This window comes from Nocardia sp. NPDC056564 (genome assembly GCF_042793755.1).
Lineage (GTDB): Bacteria > Actinomycetota > Actinomycetes > Mycobacteriales > Mycobacteriaceae > Nocardia.
In genome coordinates, this window is the sequence record NZ_JBHTUR010000023.1 from 17,811 (window position 1) to 39,366 (window position 21,556).

Below are 21,556 nucleotides of genomic sequence, written 5' to 3' on the forward strand. Positions count from 1 at the left end.
AGTGTGAAGGCAAGGCGAGGGTGAGGCAGGTCATATGCTGATCGGCGAACTGGCCCGCCGCACGTCGGTGAGCACCCGGCTGCTCAGGTACTACGAGGAGCAGGGGCTGCTGCAACCGCAGCGCGATTCGCTCGGCTATCGCTCGTATGCCGAGGACGCACCGGAACGGGTGGGCCGCATCCGCGACATGCTGGCCGCGGGCCTGTCCACCGAAGACATCCGCAGCTTGCTGCCCTGTGCGATCGACCACGCCGACAAGTGGATTCAGGCCTGCGACAAGTCCGTGGGCGTGGTCGAGAGCCGGCAGAGCGACCTGGACCACCGGATCGCCGCACTCGAACGCCAGCGCGAATTGCTTGCCGTGCAGCGCGCTTCGATCAGAGCGGTAGAGCCGGCCGCCCGGTGACCGGCCCTGCCGGACAATCTCCGGTGCCGAGCAGCGGAATCGTGCTCGACGGCGCGGACATTGTCCGGACAGGCCGACCACCACCGCGCCTATTCGCGCACGTAGTACCGCAATGTCCCATACGCGGTCAGCGCGGCGAACACGATGCCGACGGGCGCGATCACCAACGCGACCATCGCGATATCGTCCCCGGTAATCCGCGGAAAGACCTTGCTGGCGAACAGATCCCCGAGCGCCCGGTCGATCACCAATGGCCGCGCGAGCAACAACCCGACCACCGCGACCACCGAGCCGGCCAACGCGGCGACCACCGCCTCCAACAGGAACGGCAACTGCGTATACCAGCGCGTCGCGCCCACCAACCGCATGATGCCGACCTCGGTTCGCCGGGTGAACGCGGCGATCTGCACCATGTTCGCGATCAGCAGCAACGCCGCGAGCGCCTGCAACACGGCCAAACCGAACGCCGCGTTGCGCAACCCGTCGAACAGGCTGACCAACCGGTCCACGATGTCCTTGTCGTTGCGCACCATGCCGACGCCGGGCCGCTGGTAGAACTTCTCGTAGATCTGCGGATAGAGCTCCGCGTTCTTCATCTTCACCCGCAGCGACGCGGGCAACGGCGTCTCGCTGACGTACTTGGCCAGCTCCGGCTGGTCCTTGAACGTCTTCTCCTTGGCCTCGCGGACGGCGTCGTTGCGGCTGAGGTACTGGACCGATTCGACGTCCTTGGTCGCCTTGAGATCCGCCATCAGCGCCTTGCACGGATCGACGGAACAGTCCGGGTCGTTGGCCGAGACGTCCTCGGTGAGGTATAGCCGCACCTCGAGCCGATCCAGGAAGTACTGCTCGGTCTTGTCTGCGATCCGCACCGCGAGCAGACCGCCGCCGAGCATCGTGAGCGAGACCGCGACGGTCAGGATCATCGCGATGGTCATCGTGACATTGCGCCGCAGACCGGCGAAGACCTCGCTGAACAGAAAACTCGCGCGCATCAGCGATCCACCCCGTAGACACCGGTCGCCTCGTCGCGCACCAGGCGGCCGCGATCGAGTTCGATCACGCGCCGGCGCATCGCGTCGACGATGTGGTTGTCGTGGGTGGCCATCAGCACCGTGGTGCCGATCCGGTTGATCCGCTCCAGCAGCATCATGATGTCGCCGCTGGTATCCGGGTCGAGGTTGCCGGTCGGTTCGTCGGCCAGCAGCACCAGCGGCCGGTTCACGAAGGCACGGGCGATCGCCACGCGCTGCTGTTCACCACCGGAGAGCTCGGACGGTAGTCGATCGGACTTGCCGCCGAGGCCGACCATGTCGAGCACCTCGGGCACCGTGCGTTCGATGAACTGGCGGCGCTTGCCGATCACCTCCAGCGCGAACGCGACGTTGTCGTGCACCGACTTCTGCTGCAACAGCCGGAAATCCTGGAACACGCACCCCATCCGCTGACGCAGCTTCGGCACCCGCCGGCCGGGCAGCTTGTCCACCCGGAAGTCCGCGACCTGGATCTGCCCCGCGGTGGGGCTCTCCTCTTTCAGCAGCAGTCTCATGAAGGTGGACTTGCCCGAGCCGGACGGTCCGATGATGAAGACGAACTCGCCCTTGTCGACATCGACGGTGATGTTGTCCAGCGCGGGCCGCGTCGAGGTCTTATACGACTTGGTGACGTTCCGCATGGTGATCACGGGGAGCCAGTGTAACCAGCAACCCTGTGTCCGCCGTGTTGCCGATCGCCGACGCTCGGCGAGTCCACCGAGCTCAGCGTGGCGCTTCTGCCGGATTCACCGCTGCGGGAACGGTGTTCAGGCTCGGCGCGGAGCCCGGCGTATACGGTTGATCCGGCTTGACGAACAGGTAGAGCACGAACGTCGCGAGCCAGGTGGCGATCAGGATCGCGGTGGATCGGCGTGGTCGTGATTCCCGCAGGAGCGCGGTGGGGCGCACCGATTCCTTCAGGAGCGAGATGGTTCTACGTGGTCTCACTGATTCCCTCCCGGCGCAACGCCGCGGCTACTCGCACCCGCAGTTCGCGTCCGACTTCGAATTGCTTGCCCGGCAAGGTGCGGGCAACCATCCGGATGTTCATCTGGTCAACGGTCAGATCCTCGACGCCCATCACGGTGGGTTCGTCGAGTAGCAGTGGTTTGAGTCGAGGATCTTCGTACGCCCTTGTACCGACCTCGTGCAGGATCTCGTTGACCCTGGTGATGTCCGCGCTGGCGGACACCGGTACGTCGATCGCCGCGCGTGCCCAATCCTTCGACAGGTTCGTCACTTTCACGATCTGGCCGTTGGGCACGGTGATCACTTCACCGTCGGAATTGCGCAGTGTGGTGATCCGCAACGTGACGTCCTCGACCGTACCCTCCGCCATCTCCGAGGCTCCAGTCACGGCGATGCGAACTACGTCACCGAAGCCGTACTGACGTTCGGTGATCAGGAAGAATCCGGCCAGGATGTCCTGGACGATGCGCTGCGCGCCGAAGCCGAGGGCGGCGCCGAGCACCGCAGCCGGGGCGACCAGCCCGGTGACCGCGAAGCCGAGGCGGCGCAGCACTTCCATGCCGATCAGCACGTAGACGATGGTCAGCACCACCCAGGTGACCACCTGCGCCAGCGCGTGCCGGTGCTTGGCCGCCTCGGTGCGCACCAGCGCGTCGCCGCCGCGGAATTCGGCGTCGATCTTGCGGGTGATCCGATCCCGGAGGAACGTGGCGAACCGGCTGAACAGCATCGCGCCGAGGATCAACAGGACGATCTCCAGCCCGTTGGAACGTAGCCAGTTCGTGGTTTCCGAAGTCGTTGCGAGTGACATGGTCAACACCTCGACTGAACTCCCAACTGGACGCACGCCAGACAGATTACCGCCGTACGTCCTACCATTCCGCGCGAGCGGGCCGCGCTAATCGCGGTGTTTAGTTCGTCTGCTCCCGCATGCGCCAGCGGATTCCGGACTCGATGAAGCCGTCGATGTCGCCGTCCAGCACCGCAGACGGGTTGTTCACCTCGTAGTTCGTCCGCAGGTCCTTGACCATCTGGTACGGGTGCAGCACATAGGAGCGCATCTGGTTGCCCCAGGACGCGCCCTCGTTGGTCTTGAGCGCGTCCATCTCGGCCCGCTCCTCCTGCCGCTTGCGTTCCAGCAGCTTGGCCTGCAACACGCGCATGGCCGAAATCTTGTTCTGCAGCTGGGATTTCTCGTTCTGGCAGGTGACCACGATGCCGGTCGGGATGTGCGTCAGGCGCACCGCCGAGTCGGTCGTGTTGACGCTCTGTCCACCGGGACCCGACGAGCGGTAGACGTCGACCCGGATGTCGCCCTCGGGGATCTCGATGTGATCGGTGGTCTCGACCACCGGCAGCACCTCGACCTCGGCGAACGAGGTCTGGCGGCGGCCCTGGTTGTCGAACGGGCTGATCCGGACCAGGCGGTGCGTGCCCATCTCCACCGACAGCGTGCCGTAGGCGTAGGGCGACTTCACCGCGAAGGTGGCGCTCTTGATGCCCGCCTCTTCGGCGTAGGAGGTGTCGTAGACCTCGACGCCGTACTTGTGCCGGTCGGCCCAGCGGATGTACATGCGCATCAGCATCTCGGCCCAGTCGGCGGCATCCACGCCACCGGCGCCGGAGCGGATGTTGACCAGCGCGTCGCGCTTGTCGTATTCGCCGGACAGCAGGGTGCGGACCTCGAGCGCCTCCACATCGCCGTGCAGTGCGGCACGTTCGGCATCGGCGTCGGCGAGCGCGGCCTGCTGCGACTCGCCCTCTTCGCCCTCGGCCAGTTCGTACAGCACCGGCAGGTCGTCGAGTCGCTGCCGCAATTCCTCGACTCGCCGCAACTCGCCCTGCGCGTGCGAGAGCTCGCTGGTCACCTGCTGCGCGTGGTCCTGGTCATTCCACAGATCGGGATCTGCGGCTTGGTGCTCGAGCTCGTCGATGCGTCGGCGCAGCTCCTCGATGTCGAGGACCGATTCGACCGTTTTGAGGGTGGCGTCGAGTTCGGCGAGATCAGCGGAAACGTCAGGATGCACGATGGTCAAGCCTACTGGTATCGCGAAGGTGGGGTGGCGGCAGTGGGGCTCGAAGGGGTTGCGTTCGGCGTTCGGTGGTCGAGGGCGTTCGCGTGGACGGGTCTGGTGGGTGCGGGAATTGCGTCTGCGCAGGGCGAATGTCTCGCGGACTGTGCGCTGTGCAGGCTGTCTTCAACTGCTCGTCAGGAGAGCTTCACTCGCGGCACGGGAGTTCGAGCTCGTCAAAGCGGAGTCGGCATCGGGCGAAGCGGGCCCCAGGGTGGGCTCGAACGCAGGCGGCGAGTCGGGTGCTGGTCAGCTTGTCCAGGGCGGTTGCGGTGGCATCGTCTGCGAGGAGAGGGACTCGCGGAGCAGGTCGTCGTCGCATCCCGGAGGGCAAGCACCAGGCCGGCCGGTTGCGGCGGGCTCGGGTGGAGACGCAGATGAAGCTAGACCGCGCGGAGTGCGCCGGGACGGACGCCTGCGAGTTTGTCGAGGGCGGTTGCCGTCGCATCGTCGGCGGGGAGATGGACGATCAGGTGCTGGTCGTCGTCGGCGGAGAGGTCGAGTATTTCGTAGGCCAGGCGCAGCGGACCCGCGTCGGGGTGGATGAGGCGGATGATGCCGGTGGCGGCGGGCAGGCTGGGGACGGTCTCGACGCGGTCGGTGAATTCGGGGCCGGCGGTGACGGTGAGTTCGTCGGCGAGCGCCGCGATGTGCGGGTCCTTGCGGAACGGACCGTGTTTGAGGGTGGCGACCGTGTGGTCGGCGAGGTGGTCCCAGTCCGGATAGGCCGTGCGGGCGCGCGGATCGGTGAAGGCGAAGCGGGCCAGGTTCGGGGGAGTGGTCGCGAAGAACCCGAACGGCGCCATCAGGTGCTGGTAGGCGTCGGTGTAGGCGAGGACCTCGGTGAGCCGGTTCACCACCACCGCGGGCGCGGGTTCCAGGCGATCGAGGATGGCGCGGACCGCGGGCCGCACCGCGCGCGGCGGCTGTGCGCCGCCCATGCAGTTGAAGCCGGCGTCGGCGGACTTGGTCAGCCGATGCAGGTGAACCCGTTCGCTCGCAGCGAGGCGCAACGCGTCGGCGAGCGCGGACAGCACCGGCGGTGACGGCCGGCGATCGCGGCCTTGCTCCAGCCGGGTGATGTACTCGACGCTCACCCCGGCCAACGTCGCCAGCTCCGAGCGGCGCAGGCCGGGAGTGCGGCGGCGTGGGCCGGTGGCCAGGCCGACCTGGGCCGGGCTGACTGCCTCGCGCCGGGTGCGGAGGAACAGTCCCAGCTCGTTGTCGCTCACCCTTCGAACCTAACAAGCGACGGCGGCCGGAGGGTGTCCCTGCCACTACCACTCTCACGGCGGTCTTCCTGGTCTTCACGGCGGCCAGCAGATTGGAAAGCGCGGCCGAACCGGTCGCGGAAATCTGTGGGAGGAACTCGATGTCGGCATTGAAACTCGCGGTGATCATCGGCAGCGTCCGGGAGGGACGCTTCGGGCCGGTGGTCGCCGAATGGTTCACCGAGCACGCCAGGGCGCACGGGGCGTTCGTGGTGGACGTCATCGACCTGGCGGAGGCGCACCTGCCATTGGCGTTGCCCGCCGTTTCACCGGCGATGGACCCGAATCCGGTGCGGCCGGACGGGATGCTCGATCTCACCGAGCGGCTCGCGGCCGCGGACGCGTTCGTGATCGTCACCCCCGATTACAACCGCAGCATTCCGGCCGCGTTGAAGGCCGCGATCGATTGGCATTTCGTCCAGTGGGATGCCAAGGCCATCGGGTTCGTCGGCTACAGCGGCGCGAGCGGTGGGTTGCTGGCCATCGAGCATCTGCGGCAGATCTTCAACGAGCTGAATGCGCACACGGTGCGTAACTACGTGTCGTTTCCGCGCTACTACCTGCTCTTCGACGCGGAAGGGCGCCTTCGGGAACCGGACGAGCCCGCCGCGGCGGCGCTGGCGATGCTCGATCAATTGCGATGGTGGGCCGATGCTTTGGCCGCGGCGCGCGCGGTTTCCGCTGTGGCGTGATGGGATTGCGGGCCGTCTTTCTGCCGTGCTCTACGGCTCGCGGGCGAGAGAGACGGTGGGTCGCGCGGAGTCGTGCCGCGCGGATCCGGTGGCGGGGTGACCCGATAGGGTGCGGGCGTGGCTGTGGACTCTTCTGACCTCGAACTCGCGCTGCGATTGGCCGATGCGGCCGACGGCATTACCCGGGACCGGTTCGGCGCGCTCGACCTGAAGGTGGATGCGAAGCCGGATCTGACCCCGGTGTCGGATGCCGATCTCGCGGTGGAGCAGGCGATTCGGCAGGTGCTTTCGGAGCAGCGGCCCGATGATTCGGTGCTCGGCGAGGAATTCGGCGGGGACGCCGAGTTCACCGGGCGGCAGTGGGTGATCGATCCGATCGACGGGACGAAGAACTTCGTCCGCGGCGTGCCGATCTGGGCCACGTTGATCGCACTGCTGGACGACGGTGTGCCGGTGGTCGGTGTGGTGAGCGCGCCCGCGCTGTCCCGGCGCTGGTGGGCGGCGGCGGGGTCGGGTGCCTGGGCGAGCTTCGATGCCGGGGCGCCGAAGCCCATCTCGGTGTCCGCGGTCGGTGAGCTCAGCTCGGCGAGCCTGGGGTTCTCCAGTTTGTCCGGGTGGCGCGATCGTGGCCTGCGGGAGAACTTCCTCGCGCTGACCGACGAGGTGTGGCGGGTTCGCGGGTACGGCGACTTCTTCACCTACTGCCTGCTCGCGGAGGGTGCGCTCGATATCGCCACCGAACCCAAAGTGTCCCTGTGGGATCTGGCCGCTCTCGACATTCTGGTGCGTGCGGCGGGCGGACGGTTCACCTCGCTCGACGGGCGGCCGGGGCCGCATGGAGGTGACGCGGTGGCGACGAACGGTCTGCTGCACGACGAGACATTGCGTCGTCTGCGGTCCTGACTGACCCCGCCTCAGATGTGCAGCTCCGGCGGTAGTCCGGTCCAGCGCAAATCCGGTGGTAGGTGCCCGGTGTCGTTGAAGAACAGCACCGAGTCGGGTCTGCCCGGCGCGTAACGGATCACGGTGAGCGCGGCATTGGCCGGACTGAAACCCATCCAGCGCCACTTCGGCGCGTCCAGCGCGGCCCGCACCAGCCAGCCGATGAGGAAGGCGTGCGTGACCACCAGTTCGTGCCGCGGTTCATCGCCCTCGACCGGGCCGGTGAACTGTTCCACGGCCGCCTGGGCCAGCCGCGGCCCGTGGTCGCGCTGCTCGGCCGGGAACTGTGCGAGGAAGCCGAGCAGGGCATCCGCGGATTCCGTGGGCAGTTCGTCCTTCCTGGGCAAGTAGGGCAGGTAGTCGCCGGCTGGCTCCGCGGCCCGCGTGGGCACGCCGTCCAAGCGCTCCGCGATCAGCTGCGCCGTCTCCGTCACCCTGGGCAGCGGGCCGTGATGGACCTGCGTGAGCGGGCTGTGCCGCAGCCGCTCACCGAGCAGCCAGGCCTGGCTGCGACCGCGTTCGCTCAGCGTGCTCTCGTCCGGTGTCGCCTCGCCGTGCCGGGCGAGGTAGAGATACCTGGTGGCCATCGCGGTCATCAGGCCAGCGTCTTCTCCATCAGTACGACGTTCGTCGTGCCGTGCGAGTGGAACCGGGGCGGGAGCGGCGCCTCGCGAAGCGCGGTGAAGCCCTGTGCGGTGTAGTACTTCCGGAGCACCGAGTTGTTGGCGGCGAAGTCGAGGCGCTGCCGGGTGATGCCGTTGGCCAGGGTTTGTTCGGCGCAGAACCGGATGATCCGGTCACCGAGTCCGTGTCCGCGCCACTCGGGGGCCACCATCAGCCCGTGGATGTAGCCCGCCTCGGCATCGTCGGCGCCCCAGAACTCCGGGTCGCGCCAGATCAGCCGCACCACGGCGATCAGCGTGCGGGACTCGTCGCGCCAGACGTGCCACTCGCCGCGCGCCACCTCCTCGGCGACCGTCGCGGCGGGGTACTCGCCGGGCACCCACTGCACGATGCCGTGGTCGACCATCCACTGCGCGAGCCGGTCACGCAGCTTGGCGATGTCCTCGGCATCGTCCGGGGTGGCCGCGATCATGGGAGCCGATTCCGGCATGGTTGGTTCCTTTCCACGAGACTCTTCGTTTCTACCTCCCCGGCGTGGCCGGGGTGAGGTCGATGCCCGCCGGCGGGCGTAGCCGGCGCAGGGTTCCGTCCATCGCGGTGATGTACAACGCCCAGCCGTCCCCGTCGCGGGCGATCCGGACGGAGGTGGTCCCGTCCGGTGGGTTGCGCGTCGCGCCCGGCTTGATCAAGCCGGTGATGATCGCGCAGGCGGCGCCGGTCTCCGGGTTCACCTGATTGATCGAGCCGAACGCGTGGTCGGCGACGTACAGGGTGTCCGCGCGAGTGGCTTCCATGTCGTCCGGTAGCGAGATCAGGTTCGGGATTCCGGCGACGACGACCGGTCGATCCGGGGCGTCCAGCGGAATGCGGAAGATTCGCATGGTCAGGTTGTCGGCGTAGACGGACTTTCCATCGGCGGCCAGCGCGATGCCGTTGGACAGCGGCAGGTCGGCCCAGGTGCGCGTGTATTCGCCGGTGGATGGCCGATAGCGGGCGATACCGGTCGGCGTCGCGGTGGTGCCGATGGTGGTGAACAGCAGATCACCGTCGGGTAGAAGCAGCAGCCCGTTGGGGCCGTTCAGGCCGGTGAGCAGGGTCGTCACCGCGCCGGTCGCCCGCTCGTACCGTCGCAGCGTGCCGGGGGCCTCGGTCAACCCGTCGCCGGTCAAGAAATAGATGTAGCGGCCCGCGACCCGCACACCCGCCGGATGGTCCAGTCCGGTCAACAGCTTTTCGAATCGGCCCGCGCCGTCCACGTGCGCGAGGAACCCGTCGAGCAGGCCGGTGACGAAGAACCCGCCGTTGCCGTCGGAGTCGAGGTTTTCCAGATTGCCCACCCCCTCGACCAGCGTGGTTGCCTCCCAGCCGTCCGCACACATGGCAGGCCCGGGGCCCGCGGTCGACGGCGGTGCTCCGGCGAGGATTCCTGCCGCGACCGCGGTGGTGAGCAGCGCTGCGCGAATTCGATTGCTTCTCAACCCGATTGCGTTGCGCGGCATTCGTTTTCTCCCCATCCCGGTGGCCATGCGCGTCAATCTAACAGCAGCTCCGGGCGCCGGTAGGCCGGCGAATTCCGGCCGATCGGAGGTGGAGCAGGTCAGGGACTCGGCCCGGTTCGGTGGTGCGGGGTTTATCCACATGTGGATCACTCGACATCCGACCTGGGCGATCTGGCGACGTACCGGTAGCGCCGCGAGCGAGCGCTCGTAGGATGGGCCGGGTGACTCCCACCGATGCATTCGCGACCACTGCGACCGACACCGATCCCGGTGCGGACGCCGAATCCGGTGCGGCGCAAGAGGTTCTACGCCGGGTCTTCGGTTACGACAGCTTCCGCGGTGATCAGCGCGAGATCGTGAACCACGTGGTCGCCGGTGGTGACGCGCTGGTGCTCATGCCCACCGGCGGCGGTAAGTCGCTGTGCTACCAGGTGCCTGCGCTGGTGCGGCCCGGGGTCGGCGTGGTGATCTCCCCGCTGATCGCCCTGATGCAGAACCAGGTGGACGCGCTCAGCGCGCTCGGCGTGCGCGCGGGCTTCCTGAATTCGACGCAGTTCCCGGACGAGCGCCGCACCGTCGAGGCGCAGTTCGTCGCGGGGGAATTGGACCTGTTGTATCTGGCGCCGGAGCGATTGCGGCTGGAGTCGACGGCGCAGTTGTTCGATCGCGGCAAGGTGGGGCTGTTCGCCATCGACGAGGCGCACTGTGTTTCGCAGTGGGGCCACGATTTCCGGCCCGACTACCTCGGGCTGTCCATGCTGCACGAGCGCTGGCCCGAGGTGCCGCGCATCGCGTTGACCGCCACCGCGACCGCCAAGACCAGCGACGAGATCGTGCAGCGTCTCGACCTGGGCGCGGCCCGCCGCTTCATCGCCAGCTTCGATCGGCCGAACATCCAGTACCGGATCGAGCCGAAGAACAAGCCCGATCGGCAGCTGCTGGAATTCATCCGCACCGAGCACGCCGGGGACGCGGGCATCGTCTACTGCCTGTCCCGCAACTCGGTGGAGAAGACCGCCGCGTTCCTCACCGAGAACGGCGTCAGCGCGGTGCCGTATCACGCGGGGCTGGACAACCGCACCCGCGCGGAGAACCAGACCAGGTTCCTCCGCGAGGACGGCCTGGTGGTGGTCGCGACCATCGCCTTCGGCATGGGCATCGACAAGCCGGACGTGCGCTTCGTCGCCCACCTGGACCTGCCGAAGTCGGTGGAGGGCTACTACCAGGAGACCGGCCGCGCCGGCCGCGACGGACAACCCTCCACCGCGTGGATGGTGTACGGCCTCAACGACGTCGTGCAGCAACGCAAGATGATCGACTCCTCGGAGGGCGACGCCGCCCACCGCAGGCAGTTGCAACTGCACCTGGACGCCATGCTCGCGCTGTGCGAGACGGTGGCCTGCCGGCGCGTGCAACTGCTCAACTACTTCGGTCAGCACGATCAGCAGCCGTGCGGTAACTGCGACACCTGCCTCACCCCGGCCGAATCTTGGGACGGCACCGTGCCCGCGCAGAAGCTGCTGTCCACCGTGCTGCGGCTCAAACGCGAGCGCGGCCAGAGCTTCGGCGCGGGGCACATCATCGAGATCCTGCTCGGCAAGAAGAACCCGAAGGTGCTACAGCACGACCATCACGAGCTGACGGTGTTCGGGATCGGCACCGACCTGCGCGACATCGAATGGCGCGGTGTGGTGCGGCAATTGCTGGCCGGCGGGCTGCTCGCGGTGCACGGCGACTACGGCGTGCTCACCCTCACCGAGGCGAGCAACGAGGTGCTCTTCGAGGGCCGTCGGGTGCTGCTGCGCCGCGAGCGCGAACGGCCGACGAAACCGGCGCGCACCGCCAAGTCGGGCAAGGCCGCGGCCGCCGCCGATCTGGCGCCCGCCGATGTTCCGCTGTTCGAGCGGCTGCGCGAGTGGCGGGCCGCGACTGCCAAGGAGCAGGGCGTTCCCGCGTACGTCGTCTTCCACGACGCCACCCTGCGCGAGATCGTGGCACGCAAGCCGACCAGCCTGGCCGAGCTCGGCAAGGTCGGCGGCGTCGGCGAGAACAAGCTGGCCAAGTACGGCGAAGGAGTGCTGGAGGTACTGGGCGCGGAGTGAGATTCTGCACCTTTCGGCCGCTCGGCCGGAAAGCCTGGTTCGTCCCCGAAATCCGGTGAAAGACGCTGCGCAGCAACGCTATTGGGCTGCCGCATGGCTAGTCGACGTATGCGAACATGAGAATGAGAAATCGTCCGGTAACCGCCCGGTTGCCCAGTATGCCCTTTTTGTTCAGAACGCCTCGTAAGGCTTCAGCCAACCGATGTTTCTACGAACAATGGAGTTTTCGCTCATGCCCCCTGTCTCGTCGCGTTCCATGCCCCGCCGGTTCCGGGCCGGCGCCATCCTGGGCGCCGCCGTTCTCGTCGGGGCCCTGGCAGCCTGCGGTTCGTCCGATTCCACGAAGCAGGGCAACGGCGATCTCCTCACGCCCAACGCCAAGGGCGCGCTCACCGAAAACGGTGGCGCCCGCCGCACCACCGGCGATCGCACCGACGCGCTGCGCGCCTCGCTCAACGGCAACCAGGCCAAGAACGTCATCCTGCTGATCGGTGACGGCATGGGCGATTCCGAGATCACCGTGGCGCGCAACGTCGCCGAGGGCGCGGGTGGCTACTTCAAGGGCATCGACGCGCTGCCGCTCACCGGTTCCTACACGCACTACTCGCTGGACAAGAACACCGGAAAGCCGGATTACGTCACCGATTCCGCGGCCAGCGGCAGTGCGTGGGCAACCGGCACCAAGACCTACAACGGCGCCATCGGCGTCGACCTCAAGGGTGCCCCGCAGACCAACCTGCTGGAGATCGCCAAGGCGAACGGCAAGGCCACCGGCAACGTGACCACCGCCGAAATCCAGGACGCCACCCCGGCCGTCCTCGGCGCGCACGTCACCGAACGCAAGTGTTATGGCCCGGAGGAGACGGCGCTGAAGTGCCCGACCAACGCGCTGGAGAAGGGCGGCCTCGGCTCGATCAGCGAGCAGCTGCTCAACACCCGCGCCGACGTCACCCTCGGCGGCGGTTCGAAGAGCTTCGAGCAGAAGGCGGCCGGCGGCCAGTGGCAGGGCCAGTCCCTGCGTGACCAGGCCAAGGCGCGCGGCTACAACATCGTCGCGGACAAGGCCGGCCTGGACGGCGTGACCAAGGCCGACCAGGACGCGCCGGTGCTCGGCCTGTTCAGCCCCGGCAACATGCCGGTCCGCTGGACCGGCGACCTCGCCGTGCAGAACGGCCTGAACCTGCCCGCGCAGACCTGCAAGCCCAACCCGGAGCGGGCCGCCACCCAGCCCGACCTCGCGACCATGACCCGCAAGGCGATCGACCTGCTCAAGCCGCGCAAGGACGGCTTCTTCCTGCAGGTCGAGGGCGCCTCGATCGACAAGCAGGACCACAACGCCAACCCGTGTGGTCAGGTCGGTGAGACCGTCGACCTCGACGAGGCCGTGCAAGCCGCGCTCGAATTCGCCAAGAACGACGGCAACACCCTGGTGATCGTCACCGCCGACCACGCGCACAGCAGCCAGATCGTCCCGCTCGAGACCAAGTCGCAGTCGCTGACCAGCAAGGTCGTCACCAAGGACGGCGCCGAGATGGGTGTCTCCTACGGCAATGCCGAGGCCGGCGGTTCGCAGGAACACACCGGCACGCAGCTGCGCGTCGCCGCCTACGGCCCGCACGCGGCCAATGTGGTCGGCCTCACCGATCAGACCGACCTGTTCTTCACCATGTCCGACGCGCTCGGCCTGGACCGGAGCAAGAAGCCGGCCGCCGCGGCGAAGTAGGTCTCCCCAGTCGATCCGGTCCCACCCGGCATCGCCATCGCGCGCCCGATGGGTGAAGATGGTCGCCGGGTGGGACACCGGACTGCAGAGGACATCGCATGCCTGACAACAGCTTTGGTCGCCGGGGCTTCCTGGCCGGCGCGGCGGGCGTCGCGTCGCTGGTCGGGCTCTCGCCCGCGCAGGCGGTGCCGGTCGCGCCCGGTGTCACCAAGTTCGGCTTCCCGACCGGGCGTTCCTTGCGGGTGCTGATGACCGGCGACGCCGGCACCGGGACCCGCACCCAGTGGGCCGTGGCCAACGCCATGCGCGAATTCCACCGCCGCGAACCGGTCTCGCTCGCCGTCGGCCTCGGCGACAACATCTACGAATCCGGTCCGAACAGCGGCACCGATCCCCAGTTCGACGCGAAGTTCGAAAACCCCAACGCCGGAATGGATTTCCCGTGGTTGATGGTGCTCGGCAACCACGACACGAGTTCGGTGCTGCCCGGCGACGGCGGCTGGCTGGCGCGCGGCAACCACGAGGTCGAGTACCACGCGAACTCGCCGCGCTGGTGGATGCCTAGCCGGTACTACTCCGTGCGGGTGCCCGAGCAGAACCCGGTAGTCGAGTTCTTCGTCCTCGACCTCAACCCGCTCGCCGCCTACATCCCGCCGATCCTGTCCCCGTACTGGGCGGTCGACGGCCCGTTCATGAACGAGCAGCGCGCCTGGCTCGATCAGGCCATCGCCGGTTCCCGCGCCACCTGGAAGATCGCCTGCACGCACCACCCGTACCTCAATAACGGCCCGCACGGCGACGCCGGACACTACGAGGGCCTGCCCATCGAGCCGATCAACGGCATCCACGTCAAGCGGTTCATCGAGGACCATGTCGCGGGCGCGTGTCAGTTCCTGTTCTCCGGGCACGATCATTCGCTCCAGGTGCTCGAACCGACCGTCGAATCCAAGAGCACCCGCCAGATCATCTCCGGCGCCGCGGCCAAGACCGTCGGCGCCGAGCCCGCCGTCACGCCGCGCGCCGGGCACCCCGCGCTGTTCGAGAACTACCACGAGCTCGGTTTCATGGTGCTGGATCTCACCCCGACCGCCGTCGACCTGCGCGTGTTCACCGTCGACCTCGCGACCTCCGCCGCCACCCAGGCCTTCGCCCGCCGTCTCGCCTGAGTACCAACTCTGTTGCGGCGCGCGGCAATCGCGGCGCGTCGCGGCCGAGCGGGCTACCGTGCTGGCTATGGCTACCGGTGATGGCCCGGACGATGGGGGCGACTCGTCCGGCAGTTCTCCCAACTCCGAGGTTCCGGACGCGCCGCCGAACACCCGCCGGGGGATCGACCCGACCGTAGAGAGTGTGTGGTTGCGGCACCGCCCACCGCCCCGGCCGGGCAGGCCCCGGTTCTCCACGGTATTGCTCGTTCTCGCCTTCATTGCGCTGCTCACCCTCTGGGTCGTCCTGCACCCCGGCGGCTAGTTCCGTCCGTGCCGCGCTCGACCTGGGAATAATCCGGTTGCCGCGTCACTTAAGGTTGATCGTTATGAAGGAACAGGGGCGCAAGGTCATCGCGACCAACCGCCGGGCGCGGCACAACTACACGATCCTGGACGTCTACGAGGCCGGGATCGCGCTGGTCGGCACCGAGGTCAAGAGCCTGCGTGAGGGCAAGGCCTCGCTGGTGGACGCGTTCGCGACGGTCGACAACGGTGAGGTGTGGCTGCGTGGGCTGCACATCCCGGAGTTCAGCCACGGCACCTGGACCAACCACTCGCCGCGGCGCGTCCGGAAACTGTTGCTGCACAAGCGCGAGATCGACCGCCTGGTCGGCAAGTCGCGCGAGGGCAACCAGACGCTGGTCCCGCTGTCCATGTACTTCTCCGACGGCAAGGTCAAGGTCGAACTGGCCCTCGCCAAGGGCAAGCAGGACTACGACAAGCGTCAGGATCTGGCCAAGCGTGACGCCGAGCGTGAAGTCACCCGCGAGCTAGGCCGGCGTATCAAAGGCATGCGCTGACCGCCGTCCTCTTGGCGCTGGTAGCCGCCCTCGGCTACGGCGTGAGCGACTTCTACGGCGGAGTCGCTGCCCGAAAGGTGACCGCGCTACGGGTCGTCATCTACTCGTATCCGTTCTCGGTCCTGCTCGTGCTGCTGCTCCTGCCGTTCGTCGACGGGACCCCGGACGCGGCGTCTATCGGCTGGGGTCTGGCTGCCGGTGTGGCCAGCGGTGTCGCGGTCTGGTGGTTCTATGCCGCGCTCGCCAGCGGTCCGATGGCCGTGGTGTCGCCGCTGACCGCGGTGCTGGTCGCGGGTGTGCCCGTGCTGGTCGGGCTGGTGATCGGGGAACGGCCCGGGTTGCTCGCGTTCATCGGGATCGCGTTCGCGTTGGTCGCCGTGCTGCTGGTCAGCCGGGAATCGCCGGACGCGGTCACCGAGGAGATCACCGGTGGGCGCGAGCTGCGGTTCACCAAGAAGGTCGCGCTGCTGACCGTCGGCTCCGGTCTCGCCTTCGGATTCATGTTCGTCTTCCTGCACGAGACCGCCGCGTCGTCCGGCCTGTGGCCGTTGCTCGCCCAGCGGGCCGCCGCCACCGGGGTGGTGTGGGTGACCGCCTTGTCGGCCAGGCAGTTCAAGCGGCTGCGCGGTGAGCCGTTGCGGCTGGCCTGCTACATCGGCGCGCTCGACGTCGTCGCCAACATCGCGCTGCTGCACGCCTTCCACGGATCGCTGCTGTCCCTGGTCAGCGTCATCGGGTCGCTGTATCCCGCCGCCACCGTCCTGCTCGCCATGGTGCTGCTCGGCGAGCGGGTGGGCAGGCAGCAACAGGTCGGCATGGTGCTCGCCCTCGTCTCCGTCGCGCTCATCGCCGCAGCGTGAGGACACCCGGCGGATAATGGGAAGAACCGGGCTGTGGCCGGTGTTAACATGAACAGCCCGGCAAGGTGCCGGGACGTACGGGGCTGAACGGTTTCGACTTTGTACGTAGATTCAGGGGAAGCGTGTCGGTGCAGGCAAGAGACCACCGTAAGCGTCATTGCAACCAATTAAGCGCCGATTCCAATCAGCGCGACTTCGCTCTCGCTGCCTAAGTAGCAGAGCAAGTCTGTCAGCCCGGGTTCGTCTCTCGACCCGGATCCTGGCATCAGCTAGAGAGACTTACCGCCCTGGCCGGTCGCGGACCAGGACGGAAAATCAAACAGCGACTGGGATCGTCATCTGAGCTTGTTCGCGAGACCCAGAGATCCAAGTAGAGACACAGCGAACTGCACACGGAGAAGCCCTGGAGACGCGGCAGAGGACCCGGGTTCGATTCCCGGCAGCTCCACCGCCAAGGCCCGGTCCACACGGACCGGGCCTTTTTCGTTCCCGCTCGATCACATGCATCCGCTGGCGCCGCAAGCCATAGCCGGGGCAGGTGTAGCAGTCAACGAGATCGGGCGTGGTCCCAGCAACTGATACGACCAGCGCGGGTTGTCCCAAATTTAAAGTGCCGCAATGGAAGACGGGGAAAATCGCGGACTGTAGGCTGCTTGCGCCGACATCGACGGTGAGGGGGATTCAATGATCGATCCACGGGGTTTTGCGGTGATCATCCGGCGGAAGGAGGACTGGGTATCGCAGGACAAGACGCTGGAGGTCACGCGATTCGAACCAGAGCCGACGCGAGTCCGGGTGTGGTTCGGCGGGGCGAAGGCCTACTCGTTCGGGTGGGATCGAGTGACGATTCTCCAGGGTTCTGCGCCAGTGCCTTTGAGCGCGAACGCGGTTTTGCTCGTGGACGGATCTGCGACCAACGCGGCCGAGGCGTACGTGTTCACCGGGTCGCCGGACGTCGGCTCGTGGTGGCATGTGCTGACCACCAATGGCGGATGGAAGGTCTACAGCGCGGATCGAGTGGCGGTGCTGCCGAATGCCGCGGTCACCCCCAGCGCGCGAGATGTGCTGACGTACTGGCGCACAGTGGCGGAGAGGCTGACCGGCGACTCCGGTGTCCTTCTCCGTAACCACCAGGGCCTGAGCTTCATTCATCCCGCAAGCGCACTATCCCTGATACTCGAGCGGGCGCCGATCGAGGTTCGGCCGGACGACGAGACGCCGCTGCCGGTGTACCCGTTTCGCACGAACATCAGCCAGAGTGCGGCGGTACTCAACGCGTTGCGATATCCGATCTCGGTGATCGACGGCCCACCTGGAACCGGGAAGACGCAGACGATCCTCAACATCATCGCCTCGGTGATCTGCCGCCCCGGCGCGACGGTAGGGGTGGTGTCGTTCAGCAACTCCGCCGTCGACAATGTTTTCGAGAAGCTGACCAGGGAAGGCTTCGGGATGGTGGCGGCCAATCTGGGGCGCCGCGACAAGCGCGACGAGTTCTTCGCCGGCCAGCCGAGACGCAACGCCGAGGTCGATGCCCTGCTGCGCGCGGGTGCCCCCACCACCACGGCGACCGCTGACGAACTGGGCAAGGTGAACCGGCGACTGGCGACACTGCTGGAAGAGGATCGCCGGCGTGCTCAGGTGCGCCAGCAGTTGCACGCCTTTCGGCTGGACAACAGCATTTCCAGGCGTACTTCGACCGTAACGAGGTGCCTGGCGACCTGCCGCTGTTGCGCCGCTACAGTGCCGGCAAACTGCTCGACTTCATCGCCGACACCGATCCCCAGTGGATCCGCGACACCGGCTGGGGCCGACTGGTCGACACGATGAACCGGTACTTCAAATACCGGGCGCTGCGTGGGGTCGATGCCGGCGACACCGACGTGGTGCTGCGCATTCAGCGCCTGTACTACGAAAAGAAGATCGCTGAGCTCGACGGGAAGCTCCAGCGATTGAACAAGACTCTGGAGAACAAGAAGTTCGCCGCGCTGGTGGCCGAACAGGAGGCGCTTTCCCAGCAATTGCTCCGAGACGCGCTGCGCACACGATATGGCTCGTTGCCTCGCACGATGTACACGCAGCAGTACAAGCAGCAGTTCGGGCAGTTCACCCATGACTATCCTTTGATCCTGAGCACCTGTCATTCGCTCCAGAACAGCATTGGACGATCGGTTCTGCTCGACTACCTGATCATCGACGAGGCATCGCAGGTGGATCTGGTGACGGTAAGTCCGGTTCTGGCCTGCGCGCGAAACCTCATCGTGGTCGGCGATCTGGAGCAGCTCCCGCCGGTCACGACGGACCTCGCCGCGGCTCCGCCCGCACCCGACCCGGTCTTCGAATATCGGCGCAGCGTTCTGTCCTCGATCATCGAGCGGTTCAACGATCAGGCACCTCGGGTGATGCTGCGCGAGCATTATCGGTGCGATCCGGACATCATCGAGTTCTGTAACCGGAAGTTCTACGGCGGCAAACTGATTCCGTATACGCGTAGTACGCCGGGGTTCGCGCCGATGACGGTGGTGCGGACTGCCCCGGGTAATCACATGCTGCGCGGTTACCGCGACGACGATCCAAGGTCGAACGGCCGCAGCAATCAGCGCGAGATCGATGTGATTCAGAACGAGGTCCTGCCGTGGGTTTCCGCCGATATCCCGCCGCACGAAGTCGGCGTCACCACGCCCTATCGCCGACAGGCTGACCGGGTGACCGACGCGCTGATCGAGTCCATCGAATCCGACACCGTGCACAAATTCCAAGGGCGGGAGAAGCATGCGGTCGTCATGACCACGGTCCTCGACAACACCCTCAGCAGCCAGGCCGCGTTGCAGTTCGCCGACGATCCCAAGTTGATCAATGTGGCCGTCTCGCGGGCGATGCGGATGTTCGTCCTGGTCACACATCCATCCGAGCTGCCGAAAAGTCGGCATCTGCGCGATCTGATCGGCTATATCCGGTACCGAGACCCGAATCACGCGATTGTCGACAGCGATGTGGTGTCGATCTTCGACCTGCTGTACACCGAGTACGCGGAGCGGCTACGCACCCACCCGCATATCGGCTGGGGGCGCACAGGCTGGCATTCCGAGGACATCGCTCTCACCATGTTGGAGGGGGTGCTCGACGAACCTCGCTACGGTCACCTCGGGGTCCATCAGCAGGTCCTGTTGCGAAACGTGTTTCCACTCAGCCTGGATCGCCTCGATGATCCACACCGCGCATTCGCCCGGCGCCGATCATCATTCGACTTCGTCGTCTACAACCGAATCACCAACGCGAACCTGGCCGGCATCGAAGTGGACGGCTACAGCACCCACGAAGCAAACCCGGTGCAGCTTGCCCGCGACGCGTTGAAAGACGAGATCTGCCGTGTCTACGGCTTCCAGTTGCTACGTCTGTCGACCAGGGGAAGCAATGAAGCCGGCAAGGTCCGCGAGTTCCTCGATCGACTGCCCTGACCGCAGCGGTCCATCGGCAAAGCGGAGGCCTCGTATAGGCGGACGCGACGGGGCACGGTGGGTGCGGCCTCTGACTGGCGATGTGTTGTGATTCGACGTGACGGTGAGGAGGGCGACTGGAGGTAGTGGATGGTGGAGGCGGGTGGGGGCAAACTGAGTCGTCGTACCGTTCTTGGTTCGGTGTTGGTTGTGCCTTGGCTGGTTGCGGGGTGTGGTTCGGACGGCAAGCCGGAGAGTGCTGCGGGGGATCGGGCGCATACCGATGTGTTGTTTATCGGGGCGCATCCGGACGATGAATCCAGCAATCTGTCCACCTTTGGGCAATGGCGCGAGAATCTGGGGTGGACTACGGGGGTTGTGACGATTACGCGGGGGGAGGGTGGTGGGAACGCTGTCGGGCTGGAGGAAGGGCCCGCGTTGGGGCTGATTCGGGAGACCGAGGAGCGTAAAGCCACTGCGCTCGTGGGGATCGAGAACATCTACTACCTGGATAAGCCGGACTTCTGGTACACGCTCTCGGCGCCGTTGACCGGGCGGATCTGGGACGAGCGGGACACCTTGGTGAGATTGGTCCGGCTGGTGCGCAGGACCACGCCGCACACCATCGTGGTGATGGATCCTCGGCCGTTCAATCAGCATGGCGGGCATCAACTTTCGGCGCGGCTCGGGATCGAGGCGTTTCGGCTGGCCGGCGACCCGAACGCTTTCCCCGAGCAGATCGTTGACGAGGCGCTCGCGCCGTGGCATCCCACTCGACTGCTGGCGCAGAACTACGGTTTCGACACGCTGCTGGGGCCGGACGCGCCGGGGCAACCGCACACCGACCCTCGTTCGGGTTTGCCGGTGATCGGCGTGTGGTCCGGTACTCCGTCGCGCGAGCACAACGCGAGCTGGGCGCAGGTCGAGCGTGACGCGGCTCGCCTATACCTCACACAGGGTTTCGCCGCGAAGCCCGCGCACGAGCCGACGGACCCGCAGCAGCTCGGCTCCGATTGGTTCACCGTGCTGGCGGACGACGGACGCTTCGTCGAGGTGCCGGTGCAGCGGCAAACCGAGCTGAAACCGCTGTACGCGGAGTTCGCCGATTGGGCCGATCGAACCGGAATACCGTGGCTGGCCAACCGAGTTCAGCCGGACTATCCACCGAGGCCGGAAACCACCATCCCCGCCGTTGCGACAGCGCCGATGCTGAACGGTGTCGAGGGGCCGGGGGAGTACCCGGGACCTGAACTGGCACTGGCGATGTGGCAGGGCGGCGGTACCTGCTCGGCATCCGCGAAATTGTCCAGGCACGAGGATGACCTCTACGTGCTGGTCACCGTGGCCGACGACCGCAAGGGAGCGGAACTGACCGCCGACGACATCAAAAGGCATTGGCGCACAGACTCGGTCGAAATCGCCATCGATCCCCGCGGCGACTCCGACGACACCTCGACAACTTTCAAAACCGGTATCCTGCCGTACACGGCACAACCCGGCCCGGCGGCCGAGCGCGACGCCGACAATCATCAGGGCGCGACGCTACCCGGAATGCGAGTGGCGGCAGTCGTTTCCGAGCCATACCACGGCTACTCGGTCGAGGTGAAAATCCCGCTCAACGAACTGCCCGCACCGGTCGACCCCGCCAAGTTCGCGATGAACATCCTGGTCTACGACTCCGACACCGCCGACAAGACCGGCCAAACCCGCCTGGCCTGGTCACCTTTCGGCAGTCCTCAAGCGGACCCGTACGTCTGGGGTACCGCGACCCTCGTCGACTACCAACCGGCCCCGACACCCGAAATACCGCCCGCGATACCGCAATCCGCCGCCCACAGCGCCGACTCACCCGCATCCCGAGCCCAGGCCGAGCGCATTCGAGTCCCCATTGCCGGCAACCCTCGCTGATCGGCTCAC

21 protein-coding genes and 1 other RNA gene are annotated in these 21,556 nt (G+C 66.7%); 13 read left to right on the forward strand and 9 right to left on the reverse strand.

Annotated features, from left to right (window positions below):
- Positions 1–34 precede the first annotated feature (34 nt).
- Positions 35–406, forward strand: a complete 372-nt coding sequence (locus tag ACFQ9K_RS37970; RefSeq protein ID WP_378717773.1) for a MerR family transcriptional regulator — start codon at positions 35–37, stop codon at positions 404–406.
- Between the two features lie 89 nt (positions 407–495).
- Here ACFQ9K_RS37970 and ftsX read toward each other — a convergent pair whose 3' ends face one another.
- From ftsX to ACFQ9K_RS38000, 6 genes are all read right to left on the reverse strand, one after another.
- Positions 496–1,401: a permease-like cell division protein FtsX gene (gene ftsX, locus ACFQ9K_RS37975; protein WP_378717771.1), complete on the reverse strand. Its 906-nt coding sequence runs from the start codon at positions 1,399–1,401 to the stop codon at positions 496–498.
- Positions 1,401–2,090, reverse strand: a complete 690-nt coding sequence (ftsE, locus tag ACFQ9K_RS37980) for a cell division ATP-binding protein FtsE (RefSeq protein WP_378717769.1) — start codon at positions 2,088–2,090, stop codon at positions 1,401–1,403. Before ftsE ends, ftsX begins: the two co-directional genes overlap by 1 nt.
- 73 nt (positions 2,091–2,163) lie before the next feature.
- Entirely contained in the window at positions 2,164–2,388 is a 225-nt protein-coding gene (locus tag ACFQ9K_RS37985) for a hypothetical protein (RefSeq protein WP_378717768.1), read from the reverse strand.
- Entirely contained in the window at positions 2,375–3,220 is an 846-nt protein-coding gene (locus ACFQ9K_RS37990; RefSeq protein ID WP_378717766.1) for a mechanosensitive ion channel family protein, read from the reverse strand. Before ACFQ9K_RS37990 ends, ACFQ9K_RS37985 begins: the two co-directional genes overlap by 14 nt.
- Before the next feature lie 100 nt (positions 3,221–3,320).
- Complete coding sequence (gene prfB, locus ACFQ9K_RS37995) at positions 3,321–4,436, reverse strand: peptide chain release factor 2 (RefSeq protein WP_378717764.1); 1,116 nt, start codon at positions 4,434–4,436, stop codon at positions 3,321–3,323.
- Between the two features lie 428 nt (positions 4,437–4,864).
- Positions 4,865–5,713 (reverse strand): helix-turn-helix transcriptional regulator, encoded by an 849-nt coding sequence (locus ACFQ9K_RS38000; RefSeq protein WP_378717763.1) that lies wholly within the window; start codon positions 5,711–5,713, stop codon positions 4,865–4,867.
- A 140-nt stretch (positions 5,714–5,853) separates the two neighbouring features.
- Here ACFQ9K_RS38000 and ACFQ9K_RS38005 point away from each other — a divergent pair, with 140 nt between their 5' ends.
- Positions 5,854–6,444 (forward strand): NADPH-dependent FMN reductase, encoded by a 591-nt coding sequence (locus ACFQ9K_RS38005; RefSeq protein ID WP_378717762.1) that lies wholly within the window; start codon positions 5,854–5,856, stop codon positions 6,442–6,444.
- Positions 6,445–6,561: 117 nt separating this feature from the next.
- Entirely contained in the window at positions 6,562–7,347 is a 786-nt protein-coding gene (hisN, locus tag ACFQ9K_RS38010; RefSeq protein WP_378717761.1) for a histidinol-phosphatase, read from the forward strand.
- An 11-nt stretch (positions 7,348–7,358) separates the two neighbouring features.
- Here the strand turns inward: hisN and ACFQ9K_RS38015 are convergent, their stop codons facing one another.
- Genes ACFQ9K_RS38015 through ACFQ9K_RS38025 form a run of 3 tightly spaced genes read right to left on the reverse strand, consistent with a single transcriptional unit; the run spans position 7,359 to position 9,509 of the window.
- On the reverse strand, positions 7,359–7,982 hold the full coding sequence (locus ACFQ9K_RS38015) for a histidine phosphatase family protein (RefSeq protein ID WP_378717759.1): 624 nt from the start codon (positions 7,980–7,982) through the stop codon (positions 7,359–7,361).
- Entirely contained in the window at positions 7,982–8,500 is a 519-nt protein-coding gene (locus ACFQ9K_RS38020; RefSeq protein ID WP_378717758.1) for a GNAT family N-acetyltransferase, read from the reverse strand. Before ACFQ9K_RS38020 ends, ACFQ9K_RS38015 begins: the two co-directional genes overlap by 1 nt.
- Positions 8,501–8,531: 31 nt before the next feature.
- On the reverse strand, positions 8,532–9,509 hold the full coding sequence (locus tag ACFQ9K_RS38025; protein ID WP_378717756.1) for an SMP-30/gluconolactonase/LRE family protein: 978 nt from the start codon (positions 9,507–9,509) through the stop codon (positions 8,532–8,534).
- A 212-nt stretch (positions 9,510–9,721) separates the two neighbouring features.
- Between ACFQ9K_RS38025 and recQ the strand changes: the two genes are divergently transcribed.
- The 10 genes from recQ (at position 9,722) to ACFQ9K_RS38075 (ending at position 21,547) form a co-directional block, all read left to right on the forward strand.
- Positions 9,722–11,611 (forward strand): DNA helicase RecQ, encoded by a 1,890-nt coding sequence (gene recQ / locus ACFQ9K_RS38030; protein ID WP_378984293.1) that lies wholly within the window; start codon positions 9,722–9,724, stop codon positions 11,609–11,611.
- Between the two features lie 256 nt (positions 11,612–11,867).
- A complete protein-coding gene (gene phoA, locus ACFQ9K_RS38035; protein ID WP_378717753.1) occupies positions 11,868–13,334 on the forward strand; it encodes an alkaline phosphatase in 1,467 nt (488 codons plus the stop codon).
- A gap of 98 nt (positions 13,335–13,432) precedes the next feature.
- Complete coding sequence (locus ACFQ9K_RS38040; RefSeq protein WP_378717751.1) at positions 13,433–14,500, forward strand: metallophosphoesterase; 1,068 nt, start codon at positions 13,433–13,435, stop codon at positions 14,498–14,500.
- 67 nt (positions 14,501–14,567) lie between these two features.
- The gene (locus ACFQ9K_RS38045) at positions 14,568–14,804 is read left to right on the forward strand and encodes a hypothetical protein (protein WP_378717750.1); all 237 of its coding nucleotides are present in this window, start codon (positions 14,568–14,570) and stop codon (positions 14,802–14,804) included.
- Positions 14,805–14,868: 64 nt separating this feature from the next.
- Positions 14,869–15,342 (forward strand): SsrA-binding protein SmpB, encoded by a 474-nt coding sequence (gene smpB / locus ACFQ9K_RS38050; protein ID WP_150402613.1) that lies wholly within the window; start codon positions 14,869–14,871, stop codon positions 15,340–15,342.
- Positions 15,339–16,202: an EamA family transporter gene (locus ACFQ9K_RS38055; protein ID WP_378717795.1), complete on the forward strand. Its 864-nt coding sequence runs from the start codon at positions 15,339–15,341 to the stop codon at positions 16,200–16,202. The genes smpB and ACFQ9K_RS38055 overlap by 4 nt, the downstream gene beginning before the upstream one ends.
- Positions 16,203–16,281: 79 nt before the next feature.
- Positions 16,282–16,653: a transfer-messenger RNA gene (gene ssrA, locus ACFQ9K_RS38060) on the forward strand.
- A gap of 566 nt (positions 16,654–17,219) precedes the next feature.
- The gene (locus ACFQ9K_RS38065; protein WP_378717749.1) at positions 17,220–18,032 is read left to right on the forward strand and encodes an AAA domain-containing protein; all 813 of its coding nucleotides are present in this window, start codon (positions 17,220–17,222) and stop codon (positions 18,030–18,032) included.
- Positions 18,029–19,660 carry an AAA domain-containing protein gene (locus tag ACFQ9K_RS38070; RefSeq protein ID WP_378717794.1) on the forward strand — a complete coding sequence of 544 codons (1,632 nt, stop codon included), beginning with the start codon at positions 18,029–18,031 and terminating at the stop codon, positions 19,658–19,660. The genes ACFQ9K_RS38065 and ACFQ9K_RS38070 overlap by 4 nt, the downstream gene beginning before the upstream one ends.
- A 129-nt stretch (positions 19,661–19,789) precedes the next feature.
- Positions 19,790–21,547 (forward strand): sugar-binding protein, encoded by a 1,758-nt coding sequence (locus ACFQ9K_RS38075; RefSeq protein WP_378717747.1) that lies wholly within the window; start codon positions 19,790–19,792, stop codon positions 21,545–21,547.
- Positions 21,548–21,556: the final 9 nt, after the last annotated feature.

Excerpts from the sequence above, each read along its gene's own strand:
- ACFQ9K_RS37970 (WP_378717773.1), top strand. The coding sequence starts at position 35 with ATGCTGATCGGCGAACTGGCCCGCCGCACGTCGGTGAGCACCCGGCTG.
- ftsX (WP_378717771.1), bottom strand. The coding sequence starts at position 1,401 with ATGCGCGCGAGTTTTCTGTTCAGCGAGGTCTTCGCCGGTCTGCGGCGC.
- ACFQ9K_RS37990 (WP_378717766.1), bottom strand. The coding sequence starts at position 3,220 with ATGTCACTCGCAACGACTTCGGAAACCACGAACTGGCTACGTTCCAAC.
- ACFQ9K_RS38005 (WP_378717762.1), top strand. The coding sequence starts at position 5,854 with ATGTCGGCATTGAAACTCGCGGTGATCATCGGCAGCGTCCGGGAGGGA.
- ACFQ9K_RS38015 (WP_378717759.1), bottom strand. The coding sequence starts at position 7,982 with ATGACCGCGATGGCCACCAGGTATCTCTACCTCGCCCGGCACGGCGAG.
- ACFQ9K_RS38020 (WP_378717758.1), bottom strand. The coding sequence starts at position 8,500 with ATGCCGGAATCGGCTCCCATGATCGCGGCCACCCCGGACGATGCCGAG.
- ACFQ9K_RS38025 (WP_378717756.1), bottom strand. The coding sequence starts at position 9,509 with ATGCCGCGCAACGCAATCGGGTTGAGAAGCAATCGAATTCGCGCAGCG.
- recQ (WP_378984293.1), top strand. The coding sequence starts at position 9,722 with ATGGGCCGGGTGACTCCCACCGATGCATTCGCGACCACTGCGACCGAC.
- phoA (WP_378717753.1), top strand. The coding sequence starts at position 11,868 with ATGCCCCGCCGGTTCCGGGCCGGCGCCATCCTGGGCGCCGCCGTTCTC.
- ACFQ9K_RS38040 (WP_378717751.1), top strand. The coding sequence starts at position 13,433 with ATGCCTGACAACAGCTTTGGTCGCCGGGGCTTCCTGGCCGGCGCGGCG.
- ACFQ9K_RS38045 (WP_378717750.1), top strand. The coding sequence starts at position 14,568 with ATGGCTACCGGTGATGGCCCGGACGATGGGGGCGACTCGTCCGGCAGT.
- smpB (WP_150402613.1), top strand. The coding sequence starts at position 14,869 with ATGAAGGAACAGGGGCGCAAGGTCATCGCGACCAACCGCCGGGCGCGG.
- ACFQ9K_RS38070 (WP_378717794.1), top strand. The coding sequence starts at position 18,029 with ATGAACCGGTACTTCAAATACCGGGCGCTGCGTGGGGTCGATGCCGGC.
- ACFQ9K_RS38075 (WP_378717747.1), top strand. The coding sequence starts at position 19,790 with ATGGTGGAGGCGGGTGGGGGCAAACTGAGTCGTCGTACCGTTCTTGGT.